This window comes from Methylobacterium mesophilicum, from assembly GCF_036441335.1.
GTDB classification, from domain to species: domain Bacteria; phylum Pseudomonadota; class Alphaproteobacteria; order Rhizobiales; family Beijerinckiaceae; genus Methylobacterium; species Methylobacterium mesophilicum_B.
Genome location: NZ_MLBW01000017.1, coordinates 55,643 through 82,231, shown reverse-complemented (window position 1 = coordinate 82,231; position 26,589 = coordinate 55,643). Strand labels below are relative to the sequence as shown.

The 26,589-nt window shown below is 72.0% G+C and carries 22 protein-coding genes and 1 pseudogene; 11 read left to right on the top strand and 12 right to left on the bottom strand.

What is annotated here, in order from left to right; all coding sequences use genetic code 11:
* The 3 genes from MMR14E_RS13040 to MMR14E_RS13030 all read right to left on the bottom strand — a co-directional run.
* On the bottom strand, positions 1-585 hold a 585-nt coding region (locus MMR14E_RS13040), incomplete at its 3' end, for a lytic transglycosylase domain-containing protein (RefSeq protein ID WP_331314850.1).
* 153 nt (positions 586-738) lie between these two features.
* On the bottom strand, positions 739-1,560 hold the full coding sequence (locus tag MMR14E_RS13035) for a Cof-type HAD-IIB family hydrolase (RefSeq protein ID WP_331314849.1): 822 nt from the start codon (positions 1,558-1,560) through the stop codon (positions 739-741).
* 4 nt (positions 1,561-1,564) lie between these two features.
* Positions 1,565-2,131: a gluconokinase gene (locus MMR14E_RS13030; RefSeq protein WP_331314848.1), complete on the bottom strand. Its 567-nt coding sequence runs from the start codon at positions 2,129-2,131 to the stop codon at positions 1,565-1,567.
* A gap of 159 nt (positions 2,132-2,290) precedes the next feature.
* Here MMR14E_RS13030 and MMR14E_RS13025 point away from each other — a divergent pair, with 159 nt between their 5' ends.
* On the top strand, positions 2,291-2,575 hold the full coding sequence (locus tag MMR14E_RS13025; RefSeq protein ID WP_331314846.1) for a DUF3072 domain-containing protein: 285 nt from the start codon (positions 2,291-2,293) through the stop codon (positions 2,573-2,575).
* 223 nt (positions 2,576-2,798) lie between these two features.
* On the top strand, positions 2,799-3,008 hold the full coding sequence (locus MMR14E_RS13020; RefSeq protein WP_331314844.1) for a hypothetical protein: 210 nt from the start codon (positions 2,799-2,801) through the stop codon (positions 3,006-3,008).
* A 398-nt stretch (positions 3,009-3,406) separates the two neighbouring features.
* Here MMR14E_RS13020 and MMR14E_RS13015 read toward each other — a convergent pair whose 3' ends face one another.
* On the bottom strand, positions 3,407-3,547 hold the full coding sequence (locus tag MMR14E_RS13015; protein ID WP_331314841.1) for a hypothetical protein: 141 nt from the start codon (positions 3,545-3,547) through the stop codon (positions 3,407-3,409).
* A gap of 116 nt (positions 3,548-3,663) precedes the next feature.
* Here MMR14E_RS13015 and MMR14E_RS13010 point away from each other — a divergent pair, with 116 nt between their 5' ends.
* The gene (locus tag MMR14E_RS13010) at positions 3,664-4,638 is read left to right on the top strand and encodes a hypothetical protein (RefSeq protein ID WP_331314839.1); all 975 of its coding nucleotides are present in this window, start codon (positions 3,664-3,666) and stop codon (positions 4,636-4,638) included.
* Positions 4,639-4,839: 201 nt separating this feature from the next.
* Here the strand turns inward: MMR14E_RS13010 and MMR14E_RS13005 are convergent, their stop codons facing one another.
* From MMR14E_RS13005 to MMR14E_RS12995, 3 genes are all read right to left on the bottom strand, one after another.
* Complete coding sequence (locus MMR14E_RS13005) at positions 4,840-6,207, bottom strand: aminotransferase class I/II-fold pyridoxal phosphate-dependent enzyme (protein WP_331314838.1); 1,368 nt, start codon at positions 6,205-6,207, stop codon at positions 4,840-4,842.
* On the bottom strand, positions 6,204-13,646 hold the full coding sequence (locus MMR14E_RS13000; RefSeq protein WP_331314835.1) for an SDR family NAD(P)-dependent oxidoreductase: 7,443 nt from the start codon (positions 13,644-13,646) through the stop codon (positions 6,204-6,206). Before MMR14E_RS13000 ends, MMR14E_RS13005 begins: the two co-directional genes overlap by 4 nt.
* Before the next feature lie 368 nt (positions 13,647-14,014).
* Positions 14,015-15,640, bottom strand: a complete 1,626-nt coding sequence (locus MMR14E_RS12995; protein WP_331314832.1) for a UDP-glucose/GDP-mannose dehydrogenase family protein — start codon at positions 15,638-15,640, stop codon at positions 14,015-14,017.
* A 311-nt stretch (positions 15,641-15,951) separates the two neighbouring features.
* On the opposite strand from MMR14E_RS12995, the gene argB reads away from it, so the two are divergent.
* The 3 genes from argB (at position 15,952) to rplS (ending at position 18,416) form a co-directional block, all read left to right on the top strand.
* The gene (gene argB, locus MMR14E_RS12990) at positions 15,952-16,845 is read left to right on the top strand and encodes an acetylglutamate kinase (RefSeq protein ID WP_012317957.1); all 894 of its coding nucleotides are present in this window, start codon (positions 15,952-15,954) and stop codon (positions 16,843-16,845) included.
* Between the two features lie 199 nt (positions 16,846-17,044).
* On the top strand, positions 17,045-17,794 hold the full coding sequence (locus MMR14E_RS12985; RefSeq protein WP_331314827.1) for a pyrimidine 5'-nucleotidase: 750 nt from the start codon (positions 17,045-17,047) through the stop codon (positions 17,792-17,794).
* Between the two features lie 220 nt (positions 17,795-18,014).
* A complete protein-coding gene (rplS, locus tag MMR14E_RS12980; protein ID WP_091683176.1) occupies positions 18,015-18,416 on the top strand; it encodes a 50S ribosomal protein L19 in 402 nt (133 codons plus the stop codon).
* Positions 18,417-19,497: 1,081 nt separating this feature from the next.
* Here rplS and MMR14E_RS12975 read toward each other — a convergent pair.
* A complete protein-coding gene (locus MMR14E_RS12975) occupies positions 19,498-19,881 on the bottom strand; it encodes a RidA family protein (RefSeq protein WP_331314825.1) in 384 nt (127 codons plus the stop codon).
* Positions 19,878-21,092 (bottom strand): lytic murein transglycosylase, encoded by a 1,215-nt coding sequence (locus MMR14E_RS12970; protein WP_331314822.1) that lies wholly within the window; start codon positions 21,090-21,092, stop codon positions 19,878-19,880. Before MMR14E_RS12970 ends, MMR14E_RS12975 begins: the two co-directional genes overlap by 4 nt.
* Before the next feature lie 174 nt (positions 21,093-21,266).
* On the opposite strand from MMR14E_RS12970, the pseudogene MMR14E_RS12965 reads away from it, so the two are divergent.
* A pseudogene (locus tag MMR14E_RS12965) lies at positions 21,267-21,603 on the top strand (carboxymuconolactone decarboxylase family protein).
* Positions 21,604-21,657: 54 nt separating this feature from the next.
* On the opposite strand, the gene MMR14E_RS12960 reads toward MMR14E_RS12965, so the two are convergent.
* Positions 21,658-22,311: a TetR family transcriptional regulator gene (locus MMR14E_RS12960; RefSeq protein WP_331314820.1), complete on the bottom strand. Its 654-nt coding sequence runs from the start codon at positions 22,309-22,311 to the stop codon at positions 21,658-21,660.
* A gap of 94 nt (positions 22,312-22,405) precedes the next feature.
* On the opposite strand from MMR14E_RS12960, the gene MMR14E_RS12955 reads away from it, so the two are divergent.
* Positions 22,406-23,077, top strand: coding sequence for an O-methyltransferase (locus MMR14E_RS12955; RefSeq protein ID WP_331314818.1), 672 nt, complete (start codon positions 22,406-22,408; stop codon positions 23,075-23,077).
* A gap of 73 nt (positions 23,078-23,150) precedes the next feature.
* Here MMR14E_RS12955 and leuD read toward each other — a convergent pair whose 3' ends face one another.
* Together leuD and MMR14E_RS12945 are read right to left on the bottom strand one after the other, a co-directional pair.
* Entirely contained in the window at positions 23,151-23,753 is a 603-nt protein-coding gene (gene leuD / locus MMR14E_RS12950) for a 3-isopropylmalate dehydratase small subunit (RefSeq protein WP_029359938.1), read from the bottom strand.
* A 69-nt stretch (positions 23,754-23,822) separates the two neighbouring features.
* Positions 23,823-24,554, bottom strand: a complete 732-nt coding sequence (locus MMR14E_RS12945; RefSeq protein WP_331314813.1) for a HisA/HisF-related TIM barrel protein — start codon at positions 24,552-24,554, stop codon at positions 23,823-23,825.
* Between the two features lie 9 nt (positions 24,555-24,563).
* Here MMR14E_RS12945 and MMR14E_RS12940 point away from each other — a divergent pair, with 9 nt between their 5' ends.
* The 3 genes from MMR14E_RS12940 to MMR14E_RS29250 are packed head-to-tail and all read left to right on the top strand — an operon-like array spanning position 24,564 to position 26,553.
* A complete protein-coding gene (locus MMR14E_RS12940; protein WP_331314811.1) occupies positions 24,564-25,613 on the top strand; it encodes a hydantoinase/oxoprolinase family protein in 1,050 nt (349 codons plus the stop codon).
* On the top strand, positions 25,610-25,810 hold the full coding sequence (locus MMR14E_RS12935; RefSeq protein WP_012317969.1) for a hypothetical protein: 201 nt from the start codon (positions 25,610-25,612) through the stop codon (positions 25,808-25,810). The genes MMR14E_RS12940 and MMR14E_RS12935 overlap by 4 nt, the downstream gene beginning before the upstream one ends.
* Before the next feature lie 23 nt (positions 25,811-25,833).
* Entirely contained in the window at positions 25,834-26,553 is a 720-nt protein-coding gene (locus MMR14E_RS29250; RefSeq protein ID WP_419539339.1) for a hypothetical protein, read from the top strand.
* The last annotated feature ends 36 nt before the right edge of the window (positions 26,554-26,589 follow it).

The following is a 26,589-nucleotide window of genomic DNA, read 5'->3' as shown; positions in this document are numbered from 1 at the left end:
GGGCCGCCGCGGCGGCAGCGGCACCTCGACGGTCTCGGTCGGAGCCTCCGCCACCGCGGCGGCGGTGGGTGCGTAGGCCAGGGCGGCGGCCGCGGGGTTGTTCCGGGAGTCGGCGACGCCGCCGCCGAACAGGCTCGCCAGGGCGCTGGCCGAGGCCGCCACCGGGGCCACCACCGAGGCCACCTCGGTGGAGATGCCCTGGCGCTTGGCGGCGTAGTAGTAGCCGCGGTTGTAGTACTGGTAGGCTTGGCTGACGTTGCCCTTGGCCGTGCGATAGGCGCCCGCCAGATAGGCCACGCCGTAGCGCAAATTGGTCTCCGGATCGTACAGGCCGGCGGCGTCGCCGGTGTAGCCCAGGCTGCGCGCGGTCGCGTGCTTGATCTGCATGAGGCCCAGGGCGCTGCCGCCCTTGGCCCGCGGATTGTAGTTGCTCTCGCGCTTGACCACGGCGTGCACGAAGCTCGCCGGAACGCCGTTCGCCTTCGCCTGCTGCTCGATCAACGCGTCGATATTGTCGCGCGCGCCCTGCCCGAAGGCGGCGGCGGGCGCGACCGCGAGGACGGCGGCCAGGATGAGGCGATGCATTCCGAGACCCGGTGCTGCTTGTTCTGTGGTCAAGCTAGGTCACGGGGAAATGAGGCCGGAAAGCGGCCCCGGTTCGGCAGCCTGTGGGCGGCCGGGGCGACGGGCGCGCTTGTGATCCGCGCGCCACAGCGCGGCGCGCGCCAGCCGTCGAAGTCAGGGAAGGATGAAGCGGTCGACCGCGCGGGCGAACCCGTCGGAATCGTTGCTGTCCGTGACCGCGCTCGCGGACGCCTGCACGCTCGCCTCGGCATTGCCCATCGCCACCGCGTAGCCGCTCTGCGCGAACATCGGGCGGTCGTTGCCGGCATCGCCGAAAGTGGCGATCCGCTCGCGCGGGATGGCGAGATGCGCGCTCATCCAGGCGACGAAGCGACCCTTGTCGAGGTCGGGCGGGGTCACGTCGAGATAGTATGCCTGCGAGCGGTGGACGGTGGCGCGGCCGGCCAGCGCCGCCGCGATGCGCGTCTCGCAGGCCGCGAGATGGGCGTGGTCGCGGCTGACGCCGACGATCTTGGCGGCCGATCCCATGAGCGTTCCGAGATCGGCGACGACCCGGGGCTCCGCGCCGATCGTGCGGCGCTCCAGGTCGGTGTAGGGGCCGTCCGGGTCGCGCAGGCACCACGCGCCGTCGGCGAAGACCCAGACATCCAGCCCCTCGGCCAGGAGCCGGTCGAGGGCCGACCGGGCCGCCGCCTCCGGGATGGTCCGCTCCTCGATGATCGACAGGTCCGGCCGGACGACGCTGGCGCCGTTGAAGGCCCCCATCGGCAGGTCGAGACCGAGGTCCGTCACGAGGCTCCGCAGGCCGATCGGCGGCCGCGCTGAGGCGATGCTGAAGCCGATCCCGGCCGCGCGCAGGCGGCGCACGGCCGCCACCGTCGCCCCGGTCAGGCGCTTGTCGCCGGTCACCAGGGTGCCGTCGACGTCCGAGATCACCAGGGCGATCCCCGCGGCCTTGCCGGTTCCTGCTGTCATCGCGTCACTCCCCACCCGGATCCCGGCGCGCCGCGGCGGCGAGTTCCGCCACGACCCGGTCGGCAATCGCCTCGGGCGGCTCGAGGATCCCGACGGTGATCGGGTGCTCGTCGGGCCCCGGGACCTCGAGGATCGCGAACTGGCTCTCGAGGAGGTGCGGCGACATGAAGTGGCCCCGGCGCTCCGCGAGGCGCCGCGCGATCAGGGCCCTGTCGCCGTCGAGGTAGACGAGGCGGACCCGCCGGCTGCCCCGGGTAAGGACGTCCCGGTACGCGCGCCGGAGCGCCGAGCAGACCACCACGCCGGACTCGCCGGCGTCGAGGCGCTGCTGGATCCACGTCGCGATCCGGGCGAGCCAGGGCGCGCGGTCCGCGTCGTCGAGGGCGTGGCCCGCGTGCATCTTCGCCACGTGCTCCGGCGTGTGGAAGCTGTCGCCGTCCACGAAGATCCAGCCGAGCCTCTCGGCGATCAGCGCCGCCACGGTGCTCTTCCCGGACCCCGAGACGCCCATGACCACGAGCACCTGGGCGGCCGTCCCGGCATCGCGTGTCGGGTCTGATTGGGACGTCATCCGGACCACCGTGGCTCTCTGGGGCGCCGCGATCATGCGGAGCGGGCGCGCGGAAGGGAAGATCGTCGCGCCCGACGCCCCCGCCGTGTCGGCAGGAACCGCCGCGCGGCGGGACGCGTTGATCACCCGGAACGCGAACATTTAGGGAACATCAGGCGCATGGCTACCAGCACCGCGAAGGCGACGTCGAAGGCGGATCGGGATACCGGAGCGCGTCAGGACGCCCCGGAGAACCCCAAGACCGACCCGAAGGACGTGTCCAACCAGATCAAGGATCCGGACCAGTGGACGACCGGCGGCGAGCCGATGACCGGCGCGCAGGCCTCCTATCTGAAGACGCTCTCGGAGGAGGCGAAGGAGCCGGAGGCGTTCGACCCCGACCTCGACAAGGCCGAGGCCTCGAAGCGGATCGACGACCTCCGCCACAAGGCCGGCCACGCCTGAGGCGGCCCGGGCGCGCCCGCGGCGGGCGTGCCCACCGCCGCGCCGGGCGGTGCATATCCCGCCCGGAATCGACCCGACCGCCGGTTTCGAACACTTCGTTAAGCCGGCGGCAAGCGCGTGCCGGTACCAGACTTCGGAGCGCGTGAGGCCACGCGCGCGGCGGGACTGGAAGGCGCGGTCGACCATGGATGAGCCGGGCGGCGACGGAGGGGAGCGGCGCGCTGTGCGATCCCGGGGGGCGTCCGCCCCGGCGGGTCGGCTCCGGGCCGCGACCGCACGGTTCGCCCGCGACGTCCGCGGATCCACCGCGACGGAGTACGCCCTGCTCGGCGGCCTGATCTTCCTCGTCGCCGTCGGCAGCATCCGCTTCTACGTGTCCCGCGTCAGCGCCGTCTACGGCGACATCACGGCGGCCGTCACCCAGGGGCCGTGAGCGGATCGCCCCCAATCCACCCGGCCCCGGGGCCGATCGGCCGGTCCGTGACCGCCGACAACGTCTGGAATTGTGTCCCGATATTTCGGCTGCGCGCGCTGCGACCGGCATTTGTCGCGCCATTGCCCCGAAAAAGCTGTGCTTAACGAGGATGACTTAGCAGTCTCGGCCGTGGCGGGCGGAGTGTGGCTCACCCGCTACGGACACCTGGGCCGCTATGGGCTAGGCACGGGCTCGGCAATACCGATGGGCAACATCTGGATGCGCAAACTTCCCCTCGTCCTGCTCGCCGTCACGGCGATGTCGGGCTGCACGTACCTGCCCGCGGCGGGTCCGACGGCGAGCGCGATCCAGGCCGGGGCCGAGGTCGCCACGGCCGACGGCGGGATCCTCGCCCGCTACGAGATCATCGACGTCACGCCCTCCGTGGTCGAGGCCCTGCGCGGCCGCCCCCTCGACAGCCTGCTCGCCTCCTTCGGCGACCACCGTCCCTCCTCCGAGCCGGTCATCGGCATCGGCGACATGGTCTCGGTCTCCATCTGGGAAGCCGGCTCGGGCGGCCTGTTCTCCGGCCCGCTCGTCGCCGACCGCTTCTCCGCGGGCTCTCCAGGCGCTTATCGAGAACGAACTCGCCGGCAAGGCCATCCAGCCGCAGGTGCTGGTCTCGGTCACCCGCCCGATCTCCCAGGCCGTCACCGTCACCGGCGAGGGCGCCGCCGGCGCCCGCCTGCCGCTCTCCGGCCACGGCGACCGCATCCTCGACGTCATCGCCGCCGCCGGCGGCAACCGCGCGCCGGTCAACGAGACCTTCGTGCGGCTCTCGCGCGGCCCGGTGACCGCGACCGTGCCGCTGACCACGGTGGTGTCGAACCCGCGGGAGAACATCTACCTGCGGCCCAACGACGTGCTCACGCTCGTGCGCGACCCGCAGACCTTCATCGCGGTGGGCGCGCTGGGCAACAGCACCGAGCTGCCGTTCCAGGCCGACGGCATCACGCTGGCGCAGGCGCTGGCCAAGGCCCGCGGCCTGTCGGACTTCGCCGCCGACCCGGCCGGCACCTTCATCTTCCGGTTCGAGCCCGCCAGCGTCGTGCGCCGGCTCAGCCCCGGCTCGAAGCTGCTCGGCACGCCGCTGGTGCCGGTCGTCTACCGGATCGACATGCGCGACCCCAACAGCCTGTTCGTGTCCCAGGCGTTCCGCATGCGCAACCGCGACCTGGTCTACGTGTCGAACGCGCCCTTCACCGAGGTCCAGAAGGTCCTCACCGCCTTCAACGGCGTCACCGGACCGGTCGCCTCCGCCGCGACCGCCTACGCCTACGCGAAGTANTCGGACTTCGCCGCCGACCCGGCCGGCACCTTCATCTTCCGGTTCGAGCCCGCCAGCGTCGTGCGCCGGCTCAGCCCCGGCTCGAAGCTGCTCGGCACGCCGCTGGTGCCGGTCGTCTACCGGATCGACATGCGCGACCCCAACAGCCTGTTCGTGTCCCAGGCGTTCCGCATGCGCAACCGCGACCTGGTCTACGTGTCGAACGCGCCCTTCACCGAGGTCCAGAAGGTCCTCACCGCCTTCAACGGCGTCACCGGACCGGTCGCCTCCGCCGCGACCGCCTACGCCTACGCGAAGTAAGTGGCCGCCCGGCGACGGGGGCGCTCGCTCCCGTCGCGCGAGGGACGCCGGAATCGTGCCGCGTCGCTCCGGTCGACGCACGCGTCCGATCGCGGCTGCTGAACTCGGTCGCTCGAATGCCGAAGGGGGCGCGGATGACATCCGCGCCCCCTTCGGTTTCGTGGCGGCTCTCGGTAGACCGGGGCGCGGCCCCGGCCGGGCTCAGACCCGCTTGGCCAGCAGCTGCTCGATCAGCGAGCCGCCCTTGTCGATGGCCGCCAGTTCCTCGGCCACCGCGTTCACGGTGTCGCGGATCTGGTCGGGCGTGTGCTCGGAGGTGAGGAAGAAGCGCAGGCGCGAGGCCCGCTCCGGCACCGCCGGGTGGATGATCGGCTGCACGTTGATGCCTCGGCGGAACAACCGGTCCGACAGGGTGACGGCCTTGAGCGAATCGCCGACGATGATCGGCACGACCGCGAGGCCGAGGCTGAAGCCGGTGTCCAGGCCGAGCTTCTTGGCGGTCGCCAGGAACAGGGTGCCGTTCTGGCGCAGCCGCTCGACCCGCTCCGGCTCGGCATGCATCACCGCGAGGGCCGCCTCGGCGGCCGCCGCGAGCGGCGGCGACATGCCGACGCTGTACACGAAGCCGCCGGCCGTGTGCTTGAGGTACTCGATCAGCGCGATCGGGCCGCAGATGTAGCCGCCGCAGGTCGACAGGGTCTTCGACAGCGTGCCCATCCAGATGTCGACCTCGCGGGGATCGACACCGCAATGCTCGAACAGGCCCGCGCCGGTGCGGCCGGTGACTCCGAGGCCGTGCGCCTCGTCGACCATCAGCCACGCGTCGTAGCGCTTCTTGAGGGCCACGAGCCCGGCGAGGTCCGGCGCGTCGCCGTCCATGCTGTAGAGGCCCTCGACCACGATCAGCGCCCGGCGATGCTCGTGGCGGGTCGACTGGAGCAGGGTCTCCAGGGCGTCGAGGTCGTTATGCGCGAAGGAGCGGCGCTGGGCGCCCGACAGTTGCGCGCCGGTGACGATGCTGTTGTGGGACAGCGCGTCGTGGAAGATCACGTCGCCGGCTTCCAGCAGGGCGCCGATGGTCGTGACGTTGGTGGCGTGGCCGCTCACCATCACGATGCAGCCCTCGGACTGGTAGTGCTTGGCCAGCGCCTGCTCGAGGCTGATGTGTCCGGGCCGCTCGCCCGCCACCACGCGGCTCGCCGAGGCCGACGTGCCGTAGGCGTCGATCGCCTCGCGGGCGGCGTTGCTCACGCGCGGATGGCCGTTCAGGCCGAGATAATCGTAGGACGAGAAGTTGGTGAAGCTCTTCTGGTCGATCCGCGTGGTCGCGCCGGCCTTGGCGTCGTGGACGCGGAAGAACGGGTTGCCCAGGCCGATCAGCTCGGCCGCCTGGCGCTGGAGCTTCAGCTCGCGGTAGCCCGGCAGGTTCTCAAAGTTCTGCGCCGCCGACTTGCCGGCGGGAGAGGCCGTCTTGACGGGGGCCGGGCGCGGCGTGGCGCGCCCGAGCCGGTTGGTCACGAAGCCGGCGAGCGCCGCGCGCCCGCCGTCCGGCCGTGCCGTGTCGGTCATGAGTTGGTCTCTTTGATCTCGCTGGACGTCTGCTCGATGAGTTCCTTGAGAGGCGCGAGGATCTGCGCATCGACCTCACCGCCGACATGCTTCGAGACGAGGCTCATCGCGACGCCGGCCGTCTCGTCCATGGGCGCGGAAACCGCCTGAATTAAGGACTCCGACAGCTCATTGACGGTCATGCCCGACGAAAGTCCGGCGGGCGGCGCGTCGAGGGCGAAGCGCTCCTGCAGGCTGGCACCGAGTTCGACACCCATCAGCGAGTCGAGGCCGATCTCCGAGAGCTGGCGCACGCGGCTGATGTCGTCCTTCGGCAGGCGCAGGATGCGGGCGATGTCCTCGACGATCGCGTCCGACACGGTCTTGCGGACCGCGTCGATGTCGCCGCCCTTGAGCAGCGCCCCGATGTTGATCGCCTGGACGCCGCCGGCCTCGGCCTGCTGGTCCGACCCGAGTTCGGCGTAGCTCGGCGAGCGCATGGTGGCGAGACGCTCGCGCGCCTTGCCCCAGTGCATCGCCGCGATGGCGATGACCGCCTCGTCCGGGGACGCACCCTGGCTGCCCAGCGCCTCGGCCATCAGGTCGAGGCAGCGGCGGGCCTCCATCGGCGTGACGCCGACGCGGCCGGCGAGCCCTTCCATGACCGCCTTGTTGCGGGCGAGCATGCCGACATCGCCGATCGCGCCCCAGGCCACCGCCAGAGCGGGCAGGCCGCGGCGGCGACGCTGCCGCGCGAGGCCCTCCATGAAGCCGTTGGCGGCCACGTAGGAGCCCTGGCCCGGATTGCCGATGAAGGTCGTCGCCGACGAGAACAGGACGAAGTAGTCGAGGCTCCGGTCGCGGGTGGCGGCGTCGAGGTGCTGGGCGCCGATCACCTTCGGGCCGATCACGGCATCGAGCGCCGCGGCGTCGATGTTGGAGATCAGGCCGTCCTGGAGCACAGCCGCGGCGTGGAGCACGCCGGCCAGCTTCTTGCCCTTCTGCTCGATCTCGGCGAGCAGCCGGTCCACCGAGGCGCGGCTCGTGATGTCGACGGCCTTCGCCTCGACGGTCACGCCCCGGGCCGACAGCTCGGCCACGATCGCCTTGGCCTCGTCGGTGGCCGCGCCCTTGCGGCCGGCCAGCACGAGGTGCTTGGCACCCCGGTCGATCAGCCAGCGCGCCGCCTCCAGGCCGAAGCCGCCGAGGCCGCCGGTGAGAAGGTGGACACCCGTCTCCGAGACCGTGAACGGCTTCGCCGTGTCCTTCATGATCGTGCCGGCCTTGGGCGGGCTGATCACGATCTTCCCGATGTGACCCGACTGCTGCATCAGCCGGAACGCGTCCGAGGTCTCGGCCGCCGTGAAGGGCTGGTAGGGCAGGGGCTTCAGGCCGCCGTCGTTGAACAGGGCCATGACCTCGCGGAACATCCGCGCGCCGTCGTCGCCCTGGTGCTGGATCACCTGATCGAGGTCGACGCCGAAGTAGCTGAGGTTCCGCCGGAACGGGCGCAGGCCGATATGGGTGTTGGCGACGTAGTCGCGCTTGCCCAGCTCGATGAAGCGGCCGAACGGCCGGAGCGCGTTGAGGGAGCGCTCCATCGCCTCGCCGAACAGGCTGTTCAGCACGATGTCGACGCCGTCGCCGGTGATCGCCCGGACCTCGTCCACGAAGGCGAGCGAGCGGGAATCGAGCACGTGCTCGGCACCCAGCGCCTTCACGAGCGCCCGCTTCTCGCGGGAGCCGGCGGTAGCGATGACACGCGCACCCTTGAGCTTGGCGATCTGCAGGGCCGCCAGACCGACGCCGCCCGCACCGCCATGGACCAGCACCCACTCGCCGCGCCGCATCCGGGCGCAGGAGACGAGGCCGTAATAGGCGGTGAGGAAGGCGACCGGCACGGTGGCGGCGGCCATCGGGTCGAGGCCCTGCGGCATCGGCGCGACGACGAGGTCCGGCACGACGATGTGCGTGGCGAAGCCCGACTGGGCGAAGGCGACGACCGGGTCGCCGACCTTGAACCCTTTCACGCCAGGGCCGACGGCCGTGACGCGGCCGGCGCATTCGAGGCCGAGGCGGGGGCCGGCGAAGCCGTCCTCCAGGATCTCCTCGGGGAGCATCGAGAGCGCCCAGAGAACGTCGCGGAAGTTGAGGCCGGTGGCCTCGACCGCGATCTCCATCTCGCCCTTGCCGGGGGTGCGGCGCTCGGCCGGTCCCCAGACCATCTCGCTGAGGCCGCCGGTGTTGCTGCGCTCCAGGCGCGCGGCCTCGGCCGGGACCAGGTCCGCCGGATCCCGGTGCTGCGGCCGGCCGGCGTGGAAGCGCACGACCTGGGTCCGCTCGTCGTCCAGTACGATCTCGGTCTCCGGGGTGCCGGAGAGGATGAGGTCGCGCAGGCGCTCGGAGGCCCGCTTCGACGACATCTCGGGGGAGAGGTCGATGCGGCGGACGTCGAGGTTCGGGGCCTCGTTGGCGAGCGTGCGGGAGAAGGCCCACACGCCGGCCTCGATGTTGGTGGTCTGGCCGCCGCGGTCGCGGGTCGCGCCGGGGGCGACGACCCAGAGGCGGGTCTGGCGCGCGCCGAGGTGCTCGGTGCAGCGCTTCAGGCTGAGGCAGCGGTCACGCAGCCGCTCGGACGCCTCGCCGCCGCGGGTGAAGGCGCCGGCCAGGAACACCACCGTGTCGGGGGTCTCCTTCTCCAGCTCCATCAGGGAGGTCTCGGAGTCGAGGATGATTGAGACGTGCACGCCGCCCGCGACCAGCAGGGTCGCCAGGGAGGAGGCGGTCTCGGCCGCGAACTCGTCGTCGGAGCCGATGATGAAGGCGAAGCTCTGCGCCGGGGCCGGGCCCGGACGCACCGGCGCTTCCGCCGTCAGCAGCAGGTCGTCGCCGTTGGCGGACGCCGCCCGCTCGACCTCGACCTTGACGAGGCCGTGGGCGCTCAGGATGCGCTGCCAGCCCTCGATATCCTCGAGACGGCCCACGGGCAGGCCGCCCGCGGCCTCCTCGAACCAGCCGGCCGTCAGCCCGAACACGAGGTCGCGGAACAGGGAGGCGCCCGGCTCAACGGCCACCAGCAAGCCGCCGGTGGCGAGCGCCCCGGCGAGCTGTCCCGGCAGGCCGCGGTCGCCGCGGTGCAGGCTGCCCGATGCCAGGATCAGGTCGAAGCTGCCGGGCGCGAGCTCCTCGGCGGTCTCGACCACGGCGGCGGCGCGGCCGAGGGACAGGCGTGCGCGCTCGGCGAGCCGGCGGTCGGTCTCGAACACGGTGAGCCGGGCCTCGGCTGCGGCCGCGAAGGTCGCGGTCTGGGCCGAGAGCGGACCGAAACCGACCTGGAGGACCCGCAGCGCCCGCTCCTTGGGGAGCTGGGCGCGGCTGCGCTCGATCAGGCCGGCGACGACGTCGGCGCCGTGGCGCGCGGTGGCCGAGCGCAGCACGAAGGCGTCGATCGCCCCCTGCGGCAGGGACGGCGCGTCGCTCAGCGTGCCGGCGAGCAGCCGATCGACCAGGGCGCCGACATCGGCGATGAGCACCAGCTCGGCCGAGAGGTCCGGGTGGTCGCCGGCGATCCAGCGCATGATCTCGTCGGGCGCGGGCAGCGCGGCGCCGTCGCCGAGCGTCCAGTTCTGGCCCGCGCGCTCGGCGAGGCCGCTGCTCTCCAGGGCGTAGAGGGCGTTCAGCAGCCAGGGGCGCAGGACCTCCGGCACGCGGCTGTCGGTGATCGAGACGGTCTCGCCCTGCGCCAGCCCGGAGGCGAGGCGGTAGGCGAGCGAGGTCGCCCAGCCCTCCAGCAGGAGATGGCCCGGCGACAGGGCGGCGTCGGACGGCCCCTTCGCCTCGGCGGCGAGCGGGCGCAGGCGCGCGGCCACGCTCGGGCGGCGCTCCATCGGGATCGCGGTCGGCTCGGTGGCGAGTTCCGGCACCTGCGAGATCGCGAAGGCCGAGAGGTCGCCGCCGTTCTTGGCGCGCAGGGCCTGGAACCGGCCCTCGCGGATCGTGGCGATGACCGCACCCTCGGGGTCGAGGAGCGTGAAGTCCGCCAGGATCGAGCGCTCATTGCAGCGGCGCGTGCGGATGATCGAGCGGGCGATCACCGCGCCGGGGCGCAGCAGCCGGACCTCGCCGAAGCGCACCGGGATGTAGGCCTTGCCGCCGTTCTCGCCGAGCAGGTCAGCGAACAGCAGGATCAGCCCGTGGAAGCAGGCGTCGAGCCGGTTCGGCACGAGGCCGTAGCGGGTGTCGGGCTCGGCCGGCAGCAGGTCGGACACGATGGTGGCGTCGTCCAGACGGGCGCTCAGGGCGACCTGCTGGAAGCTCGGGCCGAAGGCGAGGCCGGAGGCCAGGGCCTTGGCGTAGAGCGCGTCGCCGCTGAGCACGTGCTCGCCCGCGGTCTCGAAGCTGAAGCCGTCGAGATCCGGGCTCTTCGGCGCCGAGAAGGTCCCCTCGACGATCTTGGCCTGGGCGTGGAGCTGCCAGGGCGTCTGGGTCAGGCGCGGGCGGCTCAGCACCTGGATGCCGTTGCCGGAGCCCGACAGGCGCACCGCGACCTCGCGCAGGGCGTCCTCGGTGAACACCATCGGCGCCACGATCTCGAAGTCGGCCAGCACGACCTCGTCGTCGCGCAGGGCCTCGCGGACGCAGGCCAGAGCCATCTCGACGAAGCCGGCGCCCGGCATGATCACCTGGCCGTCGACCTTGTGGTCCTCCAGTTCCGGCACCATCACCGGATCGACGAAGCCGTTCCACTCCAGCCCGTCGAAGGTCGTGCGCGACCCGATCAGCGGGTGGTAGGGGCGGGGGCTCATCGCGCCGACGCCCTCGGTGGTGTCGGCGAGGCGGAACGGGCGGCGCTGCCACGGGTAGGAGGGCAGGCGGACATCGCCCTTCGGCGCGTCGCCGAACAGCACGGTCTCGTCGACCTGCGCGCCCTGGACGAGGGCGGCGCTGACCGCCTTGGCGATCGGGTCGCCGCCGGAGGCCTTGCGGTGCATCACGCCGACCGTGGCGGTCTCGATGCCCAGCGGCTCGACCGCGTCGCCGACGTGGGACATCAGGGTCGCGCGCGGTCCGACCTCGACGAAGACGCGGGCGCCGCGGCGGGTGGCGTCCTGCACGGCCTCGCAGAAGCGCACCGGCTCGCGGATGTTGCGCCACCAGTAGCCGGCGCCGAAATTCTCGCCGCCCAGCACCGAGCCGGTCACGGTCGAGACCATCGCGGTCGTTCCGGTCCGCGACTTGAGGCCCGCGAGGTCGCGCAGCAGCGGCTTCTCGGTCGGATCCATCAGCCGGCCGTGGAAGGCGTAGGCGAGGTCGAGCTTGCGGCCGCGGCGGCGCTTGCGCGACAGGGCCTTGATGGCGGCGTCGATATCGGCCACCGGGCCCGCGACCGTGACGGCCTTGGGGCTGTTGTAGGCGGCGATGTCGAGGGTCGGGTAATCCTTGAGGAAGGTCTCGACCTCCTCGGACGGCATCAGCAGCACCGCCATGGTGCCCTGGCCGTGCGTCGTCTCCTGGTGGTGGCTGCGGTAGTAGATGACCCGGACCGCGTCCTCCAGGCTCAGGATCCCGGCGGCCTCGGCGGCCGCGATCTCGCCTACGCTGTGGCCGAGGACGTAGGACGGGATCAGGCCCTTGGCCTTGAGGGCGGCCGTCGAGGCGCTCTCGATGGCGAAGATCAGCGGCTGCGAGACGCTGGTGAGCGCGAGGCGCTCGTCCAGGTCGTCGGCGTAGAGCGCCGCCTTAAGCGACCAGTCCGAGTAGGTCTGGAACAGGGTATCGATCCGGTCGAAGGTCGCGCGGAAGACCGCGTTCTCCTCGTAGGCCTCGCGGCCCATGCCGGCCCACTGGCTGCCGTTGCCGGAATAGATGAAGGCCACCTCGGCGACGCGGTCGACGGCGGTGCCGGTGAAGGCGTCCTGCGTGTCCTCGCCCTCGCCGACGGCGCGCAGCGCCGCGGCGACGTCGGCCTTGCCGTCGAGCGCGACGGCGAGGCGGGCGGGCATGCGTTCGCGACGATGCGCCACCGCGGCCGCCACGGTCGCGACCTGCTCCGGCGCGGCCTCGAGGCGCTCGGCGTAGTCGAGGGCCAGCTCGTTCAGCGCGGCGCGGCTCTGGGCCGAGAGCAGCAGCACCTGGGCCTGGGGCTCCGCGGTCGCCGGGGCGGGCTTCGCCCAGGCGGGGGCGTCGGTGATGACGACGTGGGCGTTGGTGCCGCCGAAGCCGAAGGAGTTGACGCCGGCGAAGCGCTCGCGCGGGCCGCGGTCGATCTTCAGCGGCGCGCGCACGACGTCCAGGTTGAGCTCGCCGAACGGGATCTCGGGGTTGAGCTCGGCCGCGTGCAGCGACGGCGGCACGAGGTCGTGCTCCAGGGCGAGCGTCGCCTTCATCAGTCCGGCGAGGCCGGAGACCGGCTCGGTGTGGCCGATATTGGTCTTGATCGATCCGATCGGCAGCGGCGCCTGCCGGCCGCGGCCGAGCTTGGAGCCGATGGCCGAGGCCTCGATCGGGTCGCCCACCGGCGTGCCGGTGCCGTGCGCCTCCATGAAGGCGAGGTCGTCGAGCCGGATCTCGGCCTCGCGGTAGACCTTCTCCAGCAGGGCACCCTGGGCGTAGCCCGAGGGGAGGGAGATGCCGGTGGTCCGGCCGTCGGAGTTGATGCCGGAGGCGGCGACCACCGCGCGCACCGTGGCACCGTTGCGCCGCGCGGCCTCGGCCGACTGCAGCACGAACACCACGCCGCCCTCGGAGCGCACGTAGCCGTCCGCGTTCTTGGAGAACGCCTGGCACAGGCCGGTGCGCGAGAGCATCTGCGCGGTGGAGAAGCAGATGAAGTTGAACGGGCTCGCCAGCACGTTGACGCCGGCGACGACGGCGGTGTCCACGCGGCCCGACCGGATCGCCTGAACGGCGTTGTCGAAGGCGACGAGCGAGGACGAGCAGGCCGTGTCGACCGTGAAGCTCGGGCCCTTGAGGTCGAAGATGTAGGAGATGCGGTTCGAGATGATCGAGAGCGTGTTGCCGGTCGCCGCGTAGGCGTCGCCCGACGGCGCGTCGAGGATGCGCAGGTTGCCGTAATCGAGCGAGGAGGCGCCGACGAACACGCCGATATTGCTGCCGGCGACGCTCGACGGGCGCAGGCCCGCGTCCTCGAGGGCTTCCCAGGTCAGCTCCAGCAGCATCCGCTGCTGCGGATCCATCTGCTCGGCCTCGCGGGGCGAGATGCCGAACACCGCCGGGTCGAACGACCACACGTCGTCGATGACGCCCGCCGCCCAGGTGTAGCTCTTGCCGCGCTCATGGGCCCGCGGGTGGGCGAACCGCTCCAGGGAGAACCGGTCGGCCGGCACCTTGCTGACGGCGCAGCGCCCCTCGGAGAGGAGTGACCACAGGCCGTCCACGCTGGGGGCCCCGGGCAGTCGGCATGCGCGTCCGACGATCGCAATGTCTGTACGTTGTGTCACGTTCGGTTCGCACACGCTCGTTATCGGAAGTCGGCTCGGCTCTCGACGAGTGAGTACCCTCTCACCCCTTACTGTGGCACCATTGCGGTGTCCAACCAGCCCCGGCGCGAGGTCATCCCCGCGTGGCAAAATTGCCAGAGGCTGTGACATGTATTCATCAGAAGCTTATCCAATTCCTGCGGCCAAAACGCCAAGTTTGAACCGCCGGACCGGCTTCCGAGACGCGGGCTCGATCACGAGAAAGCCACAGTTGCGGCTCCGCGGCCGCCGCCCGTCTAGCGGCATCGACGCCGATTCCGGAAGAAATCTTCGCGATGTCGCGCAGGTCCCGCACAGGAATCCGGGCCCGCGATGCCGCGCGGCGACGATCAAGACCCGATCCGGGCGACGCTGTCCTTGGTTCGTCCGACCCCGCAATAGGTGAAACCGTGACGGGCGGCGCTCACCGGGTCGTAGATGTTGCGCAGGTCGATCAGCACAGGGGCCACCTCGCCGGACGCCATGGCCCGACGCAGCCGGTCGAGGTCGAGGGCCCGGAACGCGTTCCACTCGGTGACGATCACCACCGCGTCCGCGCCCTCGGCGCAGGCGTAGGCGTTCTCGGCGTAATCCACAGCCGGCATCAGGATCCGGGCCTGCTCCATGCCCTCGGGATCGTAGGCGCGGACGACGGCGCCGGCGTCCTGGAGGCCGGCCACGATCGCCAGCGAGGGCGCGTCGCGCATGTCGTCGGTGTTCGGCTTGAAGGTCAGGCCGAGCAGCGCCACCGTCCGGCCCCGCACCGACCCGCCGCAGGCCCTGATCACCTTGCGCGCCATCGCGCGCTTGCGCTGGTCGTTGACCGCCACAACCGTCTCGACCAGCCGCAGCGGCGTGCCGGCATCCTGGGCGGTCTTGACCAGCGCCAGCGTGTCCTTGGGGAAGCACGAGCCGGGATCGTAGGCGCGGACGACGGCGCCGGCGTCCTGGAGGCCGGCCACGATCGCCAGCGAGGGCGCGTCGCGCATGTCGTCGGTGTTCGGCTTGAAGGTCAGGCCGAGCAGCGCCACCGTCCGGCCCCGCACCGACCCGCCGCAGGCCCTGATCACCTTGCGCGCCATCGCGCGCTTGCGCTGGTCGTTGACCGCCACAACCGTCTCGACCAGCCGCAGCGGCGTGCCGGCATCCTGGGCGGTCTTGACCAGCGCCAGCGTGTCCTTGGGGAAGCACGAGCCGCCGTAGCCCGGCCCGGCGTGCAGGAACTTCGACCCGATCCGGTTGTCCAGGCCGATGCCCCGCGCCACCGCCTGGACGTCGGCGCCAACCGCCTCGCACAGGTCCGCCACCTCGTTGATGAACGTGATCTTCGCCGCCAGGAACGCGTTCGCCGCGTACTTGGTCAGCTCGGCCGTGCGCCGCGACGTGACCATGATCGGCGCCTGGTTGAGGTAGAGCGGCCGGTAGACCTCGCGCATCACCGCCTCGGCGCTGGCCTCCTCGGCGCCGACGACGATGCGGTCGGGCCGCTTGAAGTCGGCGATGGCCGCGCCCTCGCGCAGGAACTCGGGGTTCGACGCGACCGCGAACTGCGCCGCGGGGTTGGTCTCGCGGATGATGCGCTCGACCTCGTCGCCGGTGCCCACCGGCACGGTCGACTTCGTCACCACCACCGTGAAGCCGGACAGCGCGCCGGCGATCTCCCGGGCGGCGTCGAACACGAAGCTCAGGTCGGCGAAGCCGTCGCCGCGGCGGGAGGGCGTGCCGACCGCGATGAACACCGCGTCGGCCTCGGCCACGGCCTCCCGCATGGTCGAGCGGAAGGCGAGCCGGCCCTGGCGGACGTTCTCGGCGACGAGGACGTCGAGTCCCGGCTCGTAGATCGGCATCCGGCCGGTGTTCAGGCTGGCGATCTTGTCGGGGTCCCGGTCGATGCACACGACCGTGTGGCCGAAATCGGCCAAGCAGGCGCCGGAGACCAGGCCGACATATCCGGCCCCAATCATCGCAATCCGCATCGGGCCCTCCCGGCAGCTCGCCCTCGGCTTGCTGCGATGCAACATGATCCGGGCCGCACGCGGATGCAACCCGGGCCAGCCTGGATCTGGTCCAGTCTGTCACGGGAATGCAACACCCGCGAAGGATGACTGTAGTTTGACAGCGGGGCGGTGCGCGCCCCGCCCCGGCCGCCGGGCCGCGCACCGCCCGTCCGCGAAGGCGCGCGGGGCGTCTTCGCAGCGGGGGCGGCTTCCTGTAGAAGCGCCCCGCCCGACGGGGAGGCCCGGATCCGCCCCCGAGGACCCGACCCAAGGATCGGTGAAGGACCGCGATGACCGAATTGCCCAACGTGCACGTGCGTGCCGAGGTCCTGGCCCAGGCGCTGCCCCACATGCAGCGCTACGACCAGGAGATCGTGGTCATCAAGTACGGCGGCCACGCCATGGGCGACCGGGCCGCGGCCGAGGACTTCGCCGAGGACATCGTCCTGCTGGAGCAGTCCGGGCTGAAGCCGATCGTCGTGCACGGCGGCGGGCCGCAGATCGGCAAGATGCTCGACCGGCTCGGCATCCAGTCCGAGTTCCGCGGCGGCCTGCGCGTCACCGACGAGGCCACCGTCGAGGTGGTCGAGATGGTCCTGGCCGGCCTGATCAACAAGCAGATCGTCGGGTGGATCTCCGCCGAGGGCGGCCGGGCGGTCGGCCTGTGCGGCAAGGACGGCAACATGGTCCGGGCCAAGCGGGCGATGAAGACCGTCGTCGATCCCGAGAGCCACGTGGAGCAGACCGTCGATCTGGGCCTCGTCGGCGAGCCGGACCACGTCGAGCGCGGCGTCCTCGACGCGGTGCTCAAGGCCGAGCTGATCCCGGTCCTGGCGCCGGTCGCCTACGGGGCGGACGGGCAGACCTACAACGTCAACGCCGACACGTTCGCGGGGGCGATCGCCGGGGCGCTCCGGGCCAAGCGCCTGCTGCTGCTCACCGATGTGCCGGGCGTGCTCGACAAGGACAAGAAGCTGATCCCGGAACTCACCGTGGAGGATTGCCGGCGCCTCATCGCCGACGGCACCATCACGGGCGGGATGATCCCGAAGATCGAGACCTGCATGTACGCGATCGAGCGCGGCGTCGAGGCGGTCGTCATCCTCGACGGCAAGGTCAACCACGCCGTGCTCCTCGAGCTGTTCACCGATTACGGCGCCGGCACCCTGATCCGCCGGGGCTGACATCCGGGCCATCCGCGCGCCGCGCCGGAACCGGCGCGGTGCGCGGACGCAACCTCCGCGCGCGCAGCGCATTGTCGTACCTCGCCCGCCCCGGAGGGGCCGGCCAGCAAGGTCCGGGCAAGGTACCGGCAAGCATCGAACTTGCGAGCTTGACCGTTCCGGTCCAGATTCCGGGGCAGCAGCAACCTGAGGGGTTCCGGTGCACCACCCCGACAAGGCCCAGTTCACCACGCCCGCGGCGCGCGGCTTCGCCGACGTCGACACCTGGGTGTTCGACCTCGACAACACCCTCTACCCGAGCGACGCCGCGGTCTGGCCGAAGGTCGACGAGCGCATCACCCTGTACGTGATGCAGCTCTACGGGCTCGACGGGCTCTCGGCCCGCGCCCTGCAGAAGTACTTCTACCACCGCTACGGCACGACGCTGTCGGCGCTGATGGTCGAGTCGCGGATCGACCCCCACGACTTCCTCGACTTCGCCCACGACATCGACCACTCGTCGATCAAGCTCGACAAGAGCCTCGGCGACGCGATCGAGCGGCTGCCCGGGCGCAAGCTGATCCTGACCAACGGGTCGCGCCGGCACGCCGAGAACGTCGCCGGCAAACTCGGCATCCTCGACCATTTCGAGGACGTGTTCGACATCGCCGCCGCCGACTTCGTGCCGAAGCCGGAGCGCACGACCTACGAGCGGTTCCTGGAGAAGCACGCCGTCGAGCCGACCCGCGCGGCCCTGTTCGAGGACATCGCCCGCAACCTCGCGGTGCCGCACGACCTCGGCATGGCGACCGTGCTGGTCGTGCCGAAGGTCACCGATCCCTACCGCGAGGCCTTCGAGCAGGAGGCGGTGCGCGAGCCGCATATCGATCACATCACGGACGATCTCGCCGCCTTCCTCTCCGCCTGCGTGCTGCCCGAGGCGCGGTCCGCGTCCGAGGAGCGTCGCTGAGGCGGAGCCGGGCGGCGCGGCGCGCGGCGTCGCCGCATCCGGGGGAGGAGCGGGCCGCAGACCCGGCCCGCGCCCGGACGGGCGGCCAATCGCGTCCGCAACCCGATCGACAAGCCGGCGACGATCCTGTAGAGAGCGGCCCAACTCACAACAGGATCGCCGAAATCCTGGCGCCGATCGCCCATGAGGGGCGGAACGGCGCGACGGCCGGAGCTATGCCATGAACATCATCGAGCAGCTGGAGCGCGAGGAAGTCGCGCGCCTCGCCAAGACCATCCCGGATTTCGAGCCGGGCGATACGCTCATCGTCAACGTCCGCGTGAAGGAAGGCGAGCGCACCCGCGTTCAGGCCTACGAGGGCGTCTGCATCGCCCGCTCGGGCGGCGGCCTCAACGAGAGCTTCACGGTGCGCAAGATCTCGTACGGCGAGGGCGTGGAGCGCGTCTTCCCGGTCCATTCCCCGATGATCGACTCGATCAAGGTGGCCCGCCGCGGCAAGGTGCGCCGCGCCAAGCTGTACTACCTGCGCGACCGGCGCGGTAAGTCGGCCCGCATCGTCGAGCGCACCGACCGCTACAAGGCCAAGGACACCCCGGCCCAGGCGCCCGCCGCCGCCGAGTAGGCTGCCCGATCCGCTCCGCGGGTCGGAGCCATCGCCCCGTCTCAGACCGGTCCGGCTCAGCCGGGCCGGTTTTTTCGTGTCCGACGCCCCTCAGGCAGCCCGGATCCCGTCGCGGAACCGCTGGTTCTCGGCGGAGAGCTTCTCGGACCTGCGCGACGGGTCGATCGCGGCGCCGAGGACACGCCCGGCCTCGCCGGCCCGGGCCGCCTCGATCGTGGCGCTGAGGGCCAGGAGTTGGTCTGGCAGGCGATGCCAGCGATCAAGCTGGCGAAGGCCCCGATCTGCTCGGCCCCATCCGCGAGTTCGCCCACGGGGGCGTCCGTGCGACGCGCCTCGGTCGCCGCCCGCGCGGTCTCGGCGGAGGATCGCGCCATCCGCCCGGAGATCTCCTGGATGGCGATCGCCATCTCCTCGGGGGCCGCGGCGACGCTCTTGACGCTCCCGGCGGTCTCTTGCGCATCGCTGCCGACGAGCCGGCGGTCGGGAACCGCAGAACCGTGCCGTCCCTCGCGCAGATGGCGACGGAGTCGGCCCCTCCATAGAGGCGGATGGCCATGGCGGTCTCGGCCGGCGCCGCCAGGGCGGCCTCGCGGGACCGGGTGCCGCGCCCGACCCGGGTCTCGAGTCTTTGAGCGTAGGTGAGAGCAGCTCGGTGACCGTGCGCGGGGATTGCAGCCGCTCCGACAGCAGTGTCTCGCAATACAGTCGCGGTCCGGCAGTGCCGATGAACCCGAAGAGCGATACCGTGAGCGCGATCTGCGCGATTAACCTGATTTACAGAGTATTGCGCGAGAATATCCTGATCGTGATACATTCCGGAAGATTGCCGACAACGGCAACACTGCGGTGAGACCTGATGAATCCGCGCACCCATGTCAACGCGAGCTCGGGGATCCGATACGAGATCTGAAAGGTGGAGGGACCATCGACGCAGGGCGGGCGAAGAGGCGCGGCGTCGCCACGCGGTCTGCACCGGGCGCAGGAGCGGACGGCCGAGCGGCGATGGAAGACCTGAGATCGCGCCGCCTCTGCCGCGACGGAGCGGCCCGACCGCCCGCGACGGCCGGGCGCGATCGGGCGTCTAGCCGATCCGCGCGGTCACCTCGATCTCGACGCGCATCTCGGGGCGCAGGAGGCCCGCCACGATCACGATCGTGGCGGCGGGCCGGACATCCGCCAGCACCCGCCCGCAGACCGCCAGCACGGCCTCGGCATCGTCCCGGTCGGTGACGTAGTAGGTGGCGCGCACGAGGCCGCCGAGACCGGTCCCGGCCTCGGCGAGAACCGAGCGGATCGTCCGCCAGCAGGCCTCGGCCTGCGCGGCAGCGCCTTCGGGCATGGTCATCGTGGCGTAGTCGTAGCCCGTCGTCCCGGACAGGTAGACGGTGTCGCCGTCGACCACCGCCCGGGAGTAGCCGTAATCCCGCTCGAACGGGGAGCCCGAGGTGATCAGCCGCCGGCTCATCCGCCGCGCAGGGCCTCCAGAACCTTGCCGCCGGCACGACCCGTGGGCGTCATGCCGAGCCGGCGCTCCACGTCCTTGATGGCGTCGCGCGTCTTCTGGCCGACCTTGCCGTCCGGCTCGCCGACGTCGTAGCCGCGGGCGGCCAGCCGGGTCTGGAGGTCGCGGCGCTCGGCCCGCGACAGGGGCGGGTCGTCGGTCGGCCAGGCCGCCTGGACGCCGGGCTTGCCGCGCAGCCGGTCGGACAGGACCGCGATGGCGAGGCCGTAGGATTCGGCGGCGTTGTACGAGTAGATCGCGTCGAAGTTCCGGGTTACCAGGAAGGCCGGGCCGTCGATCCCGGCGGGCGCGATGATGCCGGCGGGACCCTCACCCGAGAGCGGGCGGCCATCGGCGCGGGTGACGCCGAGCGAGGCCCAGTGGGCGATCGGCTTCTTGTTCTTGCGTCCGGCGGCGCCGACGTTGAAGCCGCGGGGCAGCTTGACCTCGTAGCCCCAGACCTGACCGTGCTGCCACTTGGCGACGTGCAGGAAATTGGCGGTGGACGCGACGGCGTCGGCCACCGAATCGACCACGTCGCGCCGGCCGTCGCCGTCGCCGTCGACCGCGAGGCGGTGATAGGTGGTCGGCATGAACTGGGTCTGGCCGAACGCGCCCGCCCAGGAGCCGGTCAGCCGCTCCGGCGCGATGTCGCCCCGCTCGATGATCCGCAGGGTGGCGATCAGCTCGCCGCGGAAGAAGTCCCGGCGGCGGTTGTTCGAGCAGGCCAGCGTCGCTAGGGACTGCACCAGCGGCATCTTGCCGAGGTTCTTGCCGAAATTCGACTCGACGCCCCAGACAGCCGCGATCGTGTAGCGGTCGACCCCGTAGCGCGACTCGGCCTGGGCGAGCGCGGCCGCGTTCTGGCGCATGGCCGCGCGCCCGTCCTCGACGCGCTCGTCGTCGACGAGCGCCGCCATGTAGTCCCAGATCGGCGTCTTGAACTCGGGTTGCGCCTGGGACAGCTCGATCACCTTGTCGTCGTAGCTGATGCCGCTCGTGGCGGCCCGGAAGGTCTGCGCCGAGACGCCCGCGGCCGCGGCCTGGGACTGGATGCCGGCGAGGCAGCTGTCGAAATCGGCCCGCGCCGGCAGGCTCGCCAGGGGCAGGATCGCGATGCCGGCGAGCAGCCCGAGCGCGCGCGCCGTCCTCGGTCCCGTCGGGTGCTTCGGCATGCTGACGATCCTCACGATGCGGAACGGAGTCTGGGCGCGGATTCAGGCGACATGTGGGTTAACGAACGGTGAGGAAACCCGCCGCACCTTGACCCACTTGCCTACCAATCGGTCGGTTGACTCGGACCCGGTCCGTCAGCGGCCGGCCCACAGGGCAGGGAGACGGGACGCCTGATGAAGGACTGGAATCAACGGCGCCGAACTCGTCAGCACGCTCGGGCGCATCGGTGCGGTGAGTCCAGAACTCCTCGAGGCCCACGTCCAGCTCGCCGCGGCGGCCCCGGCCGCGCGCGAGCCGGACGCGAAGACCCGCGAGCTGATCGCTCTCGCGGTGGCGGTGACGACCCGGTGCGGCGGCTGCATCGCCGTGCATTCCGATGCCGCCCGCAAGGCCGGCGCGAGCGAGGAGGAGGTCGTGGAGGCGCTGGGCGTGGCGGTGGCGCTGAACGCCGGCGTCGCCCAGGTCTATAACGCCCGCGCCTTCGAGGCGTTCACCGGTGAGTCCGTCTGAGCCGACTGGGACAGGGCCGCGCGCCACCCTCCTCGCAGGGCGGGGTGCGCGCCTTCAGGACGGCCCGCCAGCCCGGCCTGGGCTGCCGAAGCGGTCCAGATAGGCGCAGAGCATGTCGGCCAGGGCATCCGCGAAGGTCATCATGTCCGCCTCGGTCCGGACCGTCTCCGAGATGCGCTCGCCGACCTCGCCGAGCGTCATCGCGATGATCTCGCCCGCGACCCGCAGGTCGGCCTCGGGAGCCGCGGGCCGTGCCGCGCGCAGGAAGTCGCGGAAGGCCTGTGAGCCGGCCAGCTGCGGCTCCGCGGCCTCCGGCGCGTCGCGATAGGCCGGGGCGGCCGCGTCGAGGGCCCGGCGCATCGCGGCCTCCGCACATTCCGAGCGCACGAAGGCGTGGACGGCGGCGCGCAGGCGCGCCCCGGGCGCCAGGTCGGGATCCGTCAGGATGCCGGCGAGGAGCGCGGAGGTGTCCCGCCACTCGTCGCTCTGGAGCTGGAACAGGATCGCCGCCTTGTTGGGGAAGTACTGGTAGAGCGAGCCGATGCTGACGCCGGCGCGCTCGGCGACCCGCGCGGTCGTGAAGCGCGCCGCGCCGACCTCCGCCAGAACCTGAGCGGCGGCCTCCAGAACGGCCGCGACGAGGTCGCTGGAGCGCGCCTGCCGCGGCTGCTTTCGCTTGGAGATTCCGAGGCTTGGCCGGTCGGGCATGGGGCGGGGCTCGGAACGCGAATAGGCGCGGGCAGGGGGCGCCGGTACTCTGCGTCGCGTTCAGTCGAACACGCAAGACGGAAAGCAACGCGCCATGTCACGCTCAGCATCCACACTCGCCGAACCGCGTATCGCGTCACTGCTGGACAGTCTCTTCGCGCACGCGGAGGCTTCTTCTCCGTTGAGCGCCATCGGCGATCTCTCGGCGGACGAGCGGGCGCGCCTCATGGGCAGCCGCACCGGCTACCGGGACTTCTACGGCCGGCTCAAGGACATGCCCCTCGCGGTCTCGCGGGAGACCGGCCGGCTGCTCTACATGCTCGCCCGGACCCGCCGGGCGCGGACGATCGTCGAGTTCGGCACCTCCTTCGGCCTCTCGACCCTGCACCTCGCCGCGGCCCTGCGCGACAACGGCGGCGGGCGGCTCATCACCTGCGAGTTCGAGCCGTCCAAGGTGGTGCGGGCGCGGGCGAACCTGATGGAGGCCGGGCTGGCGGACCTCGTCGAGTTCCGGGAGGGCGACGCCCTCCAGACCCTCGGCCTCGACCTGCCCGACTCGGTCGACCTGCTGCTCCTCGACGGGGCGAAGGGCCTCTATCCCGAGGTTCTGAGCCTCGTCGAGAGCCGCCTCGGACCGGGGGCCCTGGTGGTCGCCGACAACGCGGACCACAGCCCGGACTACCTGGCGCGGGTGCGCGCGCCGAGCCGCGGCTACCTGTCGGTGCCGTTCGCCGACGACGTCGAGCTGTCCATGCGGCTCGGGTGAGGCCGGGCGCGGGATCCGGACCGGCGGTCGCCTCGGCGCGACGCGGCCGCCGTCGGGACGCGGATCCGGCCGCTCAGGCCCACGCGCGCTGAGCGAGCTTCTGCTCGTAGGCGTCGATGGACGAGACGCGCTCCAGCGTCAGCCCGATCTCGTCGAGGCCGTTCAGCAGGTTGTGCTTGCGGCCCTCGTCGACGTCGAAATGCAGGGTCCCGCCGTCCGGTCCCCGGATCGTCTGCGCCGCCAGATCGACCGTCAGGGTGGCGTTCGCGCCGCGCTCGGCGTCCTCGAAGAGCTTCTCCAGATCCTCGGGCGACACGACGATCGCCAGGATTCCGTTCTTCGCGCAGTTGTTGAAGAAGATGTCGGCGAAGCTCGTGGAGATCACGCAGCGGATGCCGAAATCGGCCAGTGCCCACGGCGCGTGCTCCCGGGACGAGCCGCAGCCGAAATTGTCGCCGCAGACCAGGATCTTGCTGTTGCGGTAGGCGGGCTGGTTGAGGATGAAGTCCGGGTTCTCGGAGCCGTCCTCGCGGTAGCGCATCTCGGCGAACAGGCTCTTGCCGAGTCCGGTCCGCCGGATCGTCTTCAGGTACTTCGCCGGGATGATCCGGTCGGTATCGACGTTGATCGTCCGCAGGGGCGCCGCGACGCCCTCCAGGGTGGTGAACTTTTCCATCGTCTGACGGCTCGTGTCGGTGGTCTCTCTGCCGGGCGGTTTAGCAGCCGCCGGCCCGGGCCGGAAGCGTCAGGCGAGGTCGGGCGCCGTTGCCCGGGACAGGGTGCCGTCGTGGAGAGCCGAGGCGACCAGCGCCCCGGCGATCCCGGCCGCCCGCAGCGCCCGCAGGTCGTCCGGGCCGCGTACGCCACCCGCCGCGTAGAGGCGGCGCTCCGGCGCCCGCGCCCGCAGGGCTCCCAGGGCCGCGAGGTCCGGGCCCGCCCCGGCGCCGACCTGCGCCAGCGTCATGGCGATCACCTCCGGGGGCCAGAGCGCGGGATCGTCGTGGAGGGCCGCCGGGCCGAGCCGCTCCGCGCCGCGCGTGTCGAGGGAGAACACCGCCCGGTCGCCGAGCCGCGTCACGAGGTCGGCATCCGCCTGGCTCTCGCTGCCGATCACCGGGCGGCCCACGCCGGAGGCCAGGAACGCGTCGACGCCCGCAGGCTCGGCGAAGCCCGCATCGACCCACAGGCTGACGCCCGGGCAGGCGCGGGCGATCGCCTCCAGGGCGCGGAGATCGGGTGGGGCGCGATCGATGATCGCGTCGAGATCGGCGACGTAGAGGATCGCGGCGGGCCACGCGTCGACCAGCCCGCGGGCCACCGCGTCCGGCGCCGAGCCCTTTGCCAACGGCGTCTCGATCGGGGCATAGGAGGAGCGCTCGCCCCGGCGCGCCCGCACCACGCGGCCGCCCCGGAGATCGAGCACCGGGATCACCGCGAAGCCGGGGCGCCCGATCCTGTGGTCCATCGAGGCGCTCATCGCGGTCCCATGCGCTCATCAAACCCAACGACGATCGGGTGGGACCTCGGCGGGGTCCACGTCAAGGTCGCCCTGGTCGAGGACGGCCGGGTCGCGGCCGCCGCGCAGGTGCCGTGCCCGCTCTGGCAGGGCCTGCCGGCCCTCGACCGGGCGCTGGAGGCTGCCCCCGCCTGGGCCCGCGGCGCGGCCCTCCACGCCGTGACCATGACGGGCGAGCTGACCGACTGCTTCGCCGACCGGCGCGACGGCGTCGCGGCGCTCGCCGGATGGGCCGGGTCGCACCTCGCCGGGACCGTGCGGATCTATGCCGGCCGCTCCGGCCTCGTCACCCCCGAGTCGGCCGCCTCCCTGTCGGCGGACGTGGCCTCGGCCAACTGGCACGCCACCGCGGCGCTCGCCGGCCGGCACGTCCCGGACGCGCTCCTCATCGATATCGGCTCGACCACCGCCGACCTGATTCCCGTCGTCGGCGGGCGGCCGGCCGCGACCGGCTACAGCGACGCCGAGCGGCTGGAGACCGGCGAGCTCGTCTATACCGGCGCGGTGCGCACGCCGGTGATCGCCCTGTCCGACCACGCCCCCTTCGCGGGCCGCCGGACCCGGCTGATGACCGAGACCTTCGCCCACATGGCGGACGTCTACCGCATCCTCGGCCAGCTCCCCGAGGGCGCTGACCAGCAGCCGAGCGGCGACCGCAAGGGCAAGACGGTCGCCGAGAGCGTGACCCGGCTCGCGCGGATCGTCGGGCGGGACCGGGCCGAGGCGCCCGAAACGGCCTGGACGGCGCTCGCCGCCCACTTCGCCGAGGCGCAGCTGCGCCTGCTGCACGACGCGGCGGCGGAGATCCTCAGCCGGCCCGATCTGGGCGCCGACGCGCCCCTCGTCCTGTGCGGCGCCGGCGCCTTCGTGGGCGCCCGCCTCGCCGAGCGGCTCGGCCGGTCCGCGACGCCGCTCGTGGCGCTGCTGGCGGACCGGATCGGCGGCGCGCGCGACGGGATCTCGACCTGTGGACCGGCGGTGGCGGTCGGCCTCATCGCCGCGGAGGAGGCAGTCGCATGAGTGCAATCAAGATCCTGGCCCGGATCCTGACCGCCCGGGTCGGGCCGCATATCGAGCTGGCCGTCGAGACGGAGACCGGCGAGGTGCTGAAGGTGCTGGCCACGGAGGACCAGGTCGACCGGCTGGTCGACGAGCTGGAGGATATCCTCAACTCGCCCGCCGACCCGGAGGATGACGGGCCGCCTCAGGCGGCCTGAGGCCCCGGGCCCCGCCGGTCGCCATGAGCCTGATCGCCGCCAAGATCGTCGTCACGCCGACCCTGATGTGGGCCGTGTCGGCGGCCGCGCGCCGGTGGGGCAGCCTCGTCGGCGGCCTGCTCTCGGGCCTGCCGCTCACCTCGGCGCCGATCTCGATCTACCTCGCCGCCGAACAGGGCGAGCGCTTCGCCGCCGACGCGGCGATCGGCTCGGTGGAGGGGCTCGGCGCGGTCACCGTCAGCTATCTCACCTACGCCGTCGCCGCGCCGCGGACGGGGATCCTCGCCTCCGTGTCCCTCGCCCTGGCGGCCTTCGTCCTCGCGGGCGCGCTGCTGCACGGCGTGATCCAGCCCGGCCTGTGGCTCGCCACGGCGATCGACCTGCCGGCGATGGCGCTGGCGGTCGCCCTGTGCCGGCCGGCCGCCGGGACAGCGGCGCCGGTNTCGGACTTCGCCGCCGACCCGGCCGGCACCTTCATCTTCCGGTTCGAGCCCGCCAGCGTCGTGCGCCGGCTCAGCCCCGGCTCGAAGCTGCTCGGCACGCCGCTGGTGCCGGTCGTCTACCGGATCGACATGCGCGACCCCAACAGCCTGTTCGTGTCCCAGGCGTTCCGCATGCGCAACCGCGACCTGGTCTACGTGTCGAACGCGCCCTTCACCGAGGTCCAGAAGGTCCTCACCGCCTTCAACGGCGTCACCGGACCGGTCGCCTCCGCCGCGACCGCCTACGCCTACGCGAAGTAGGCGCCGGGTCGTCGACAGGACCGCCGCGGAAAAAAA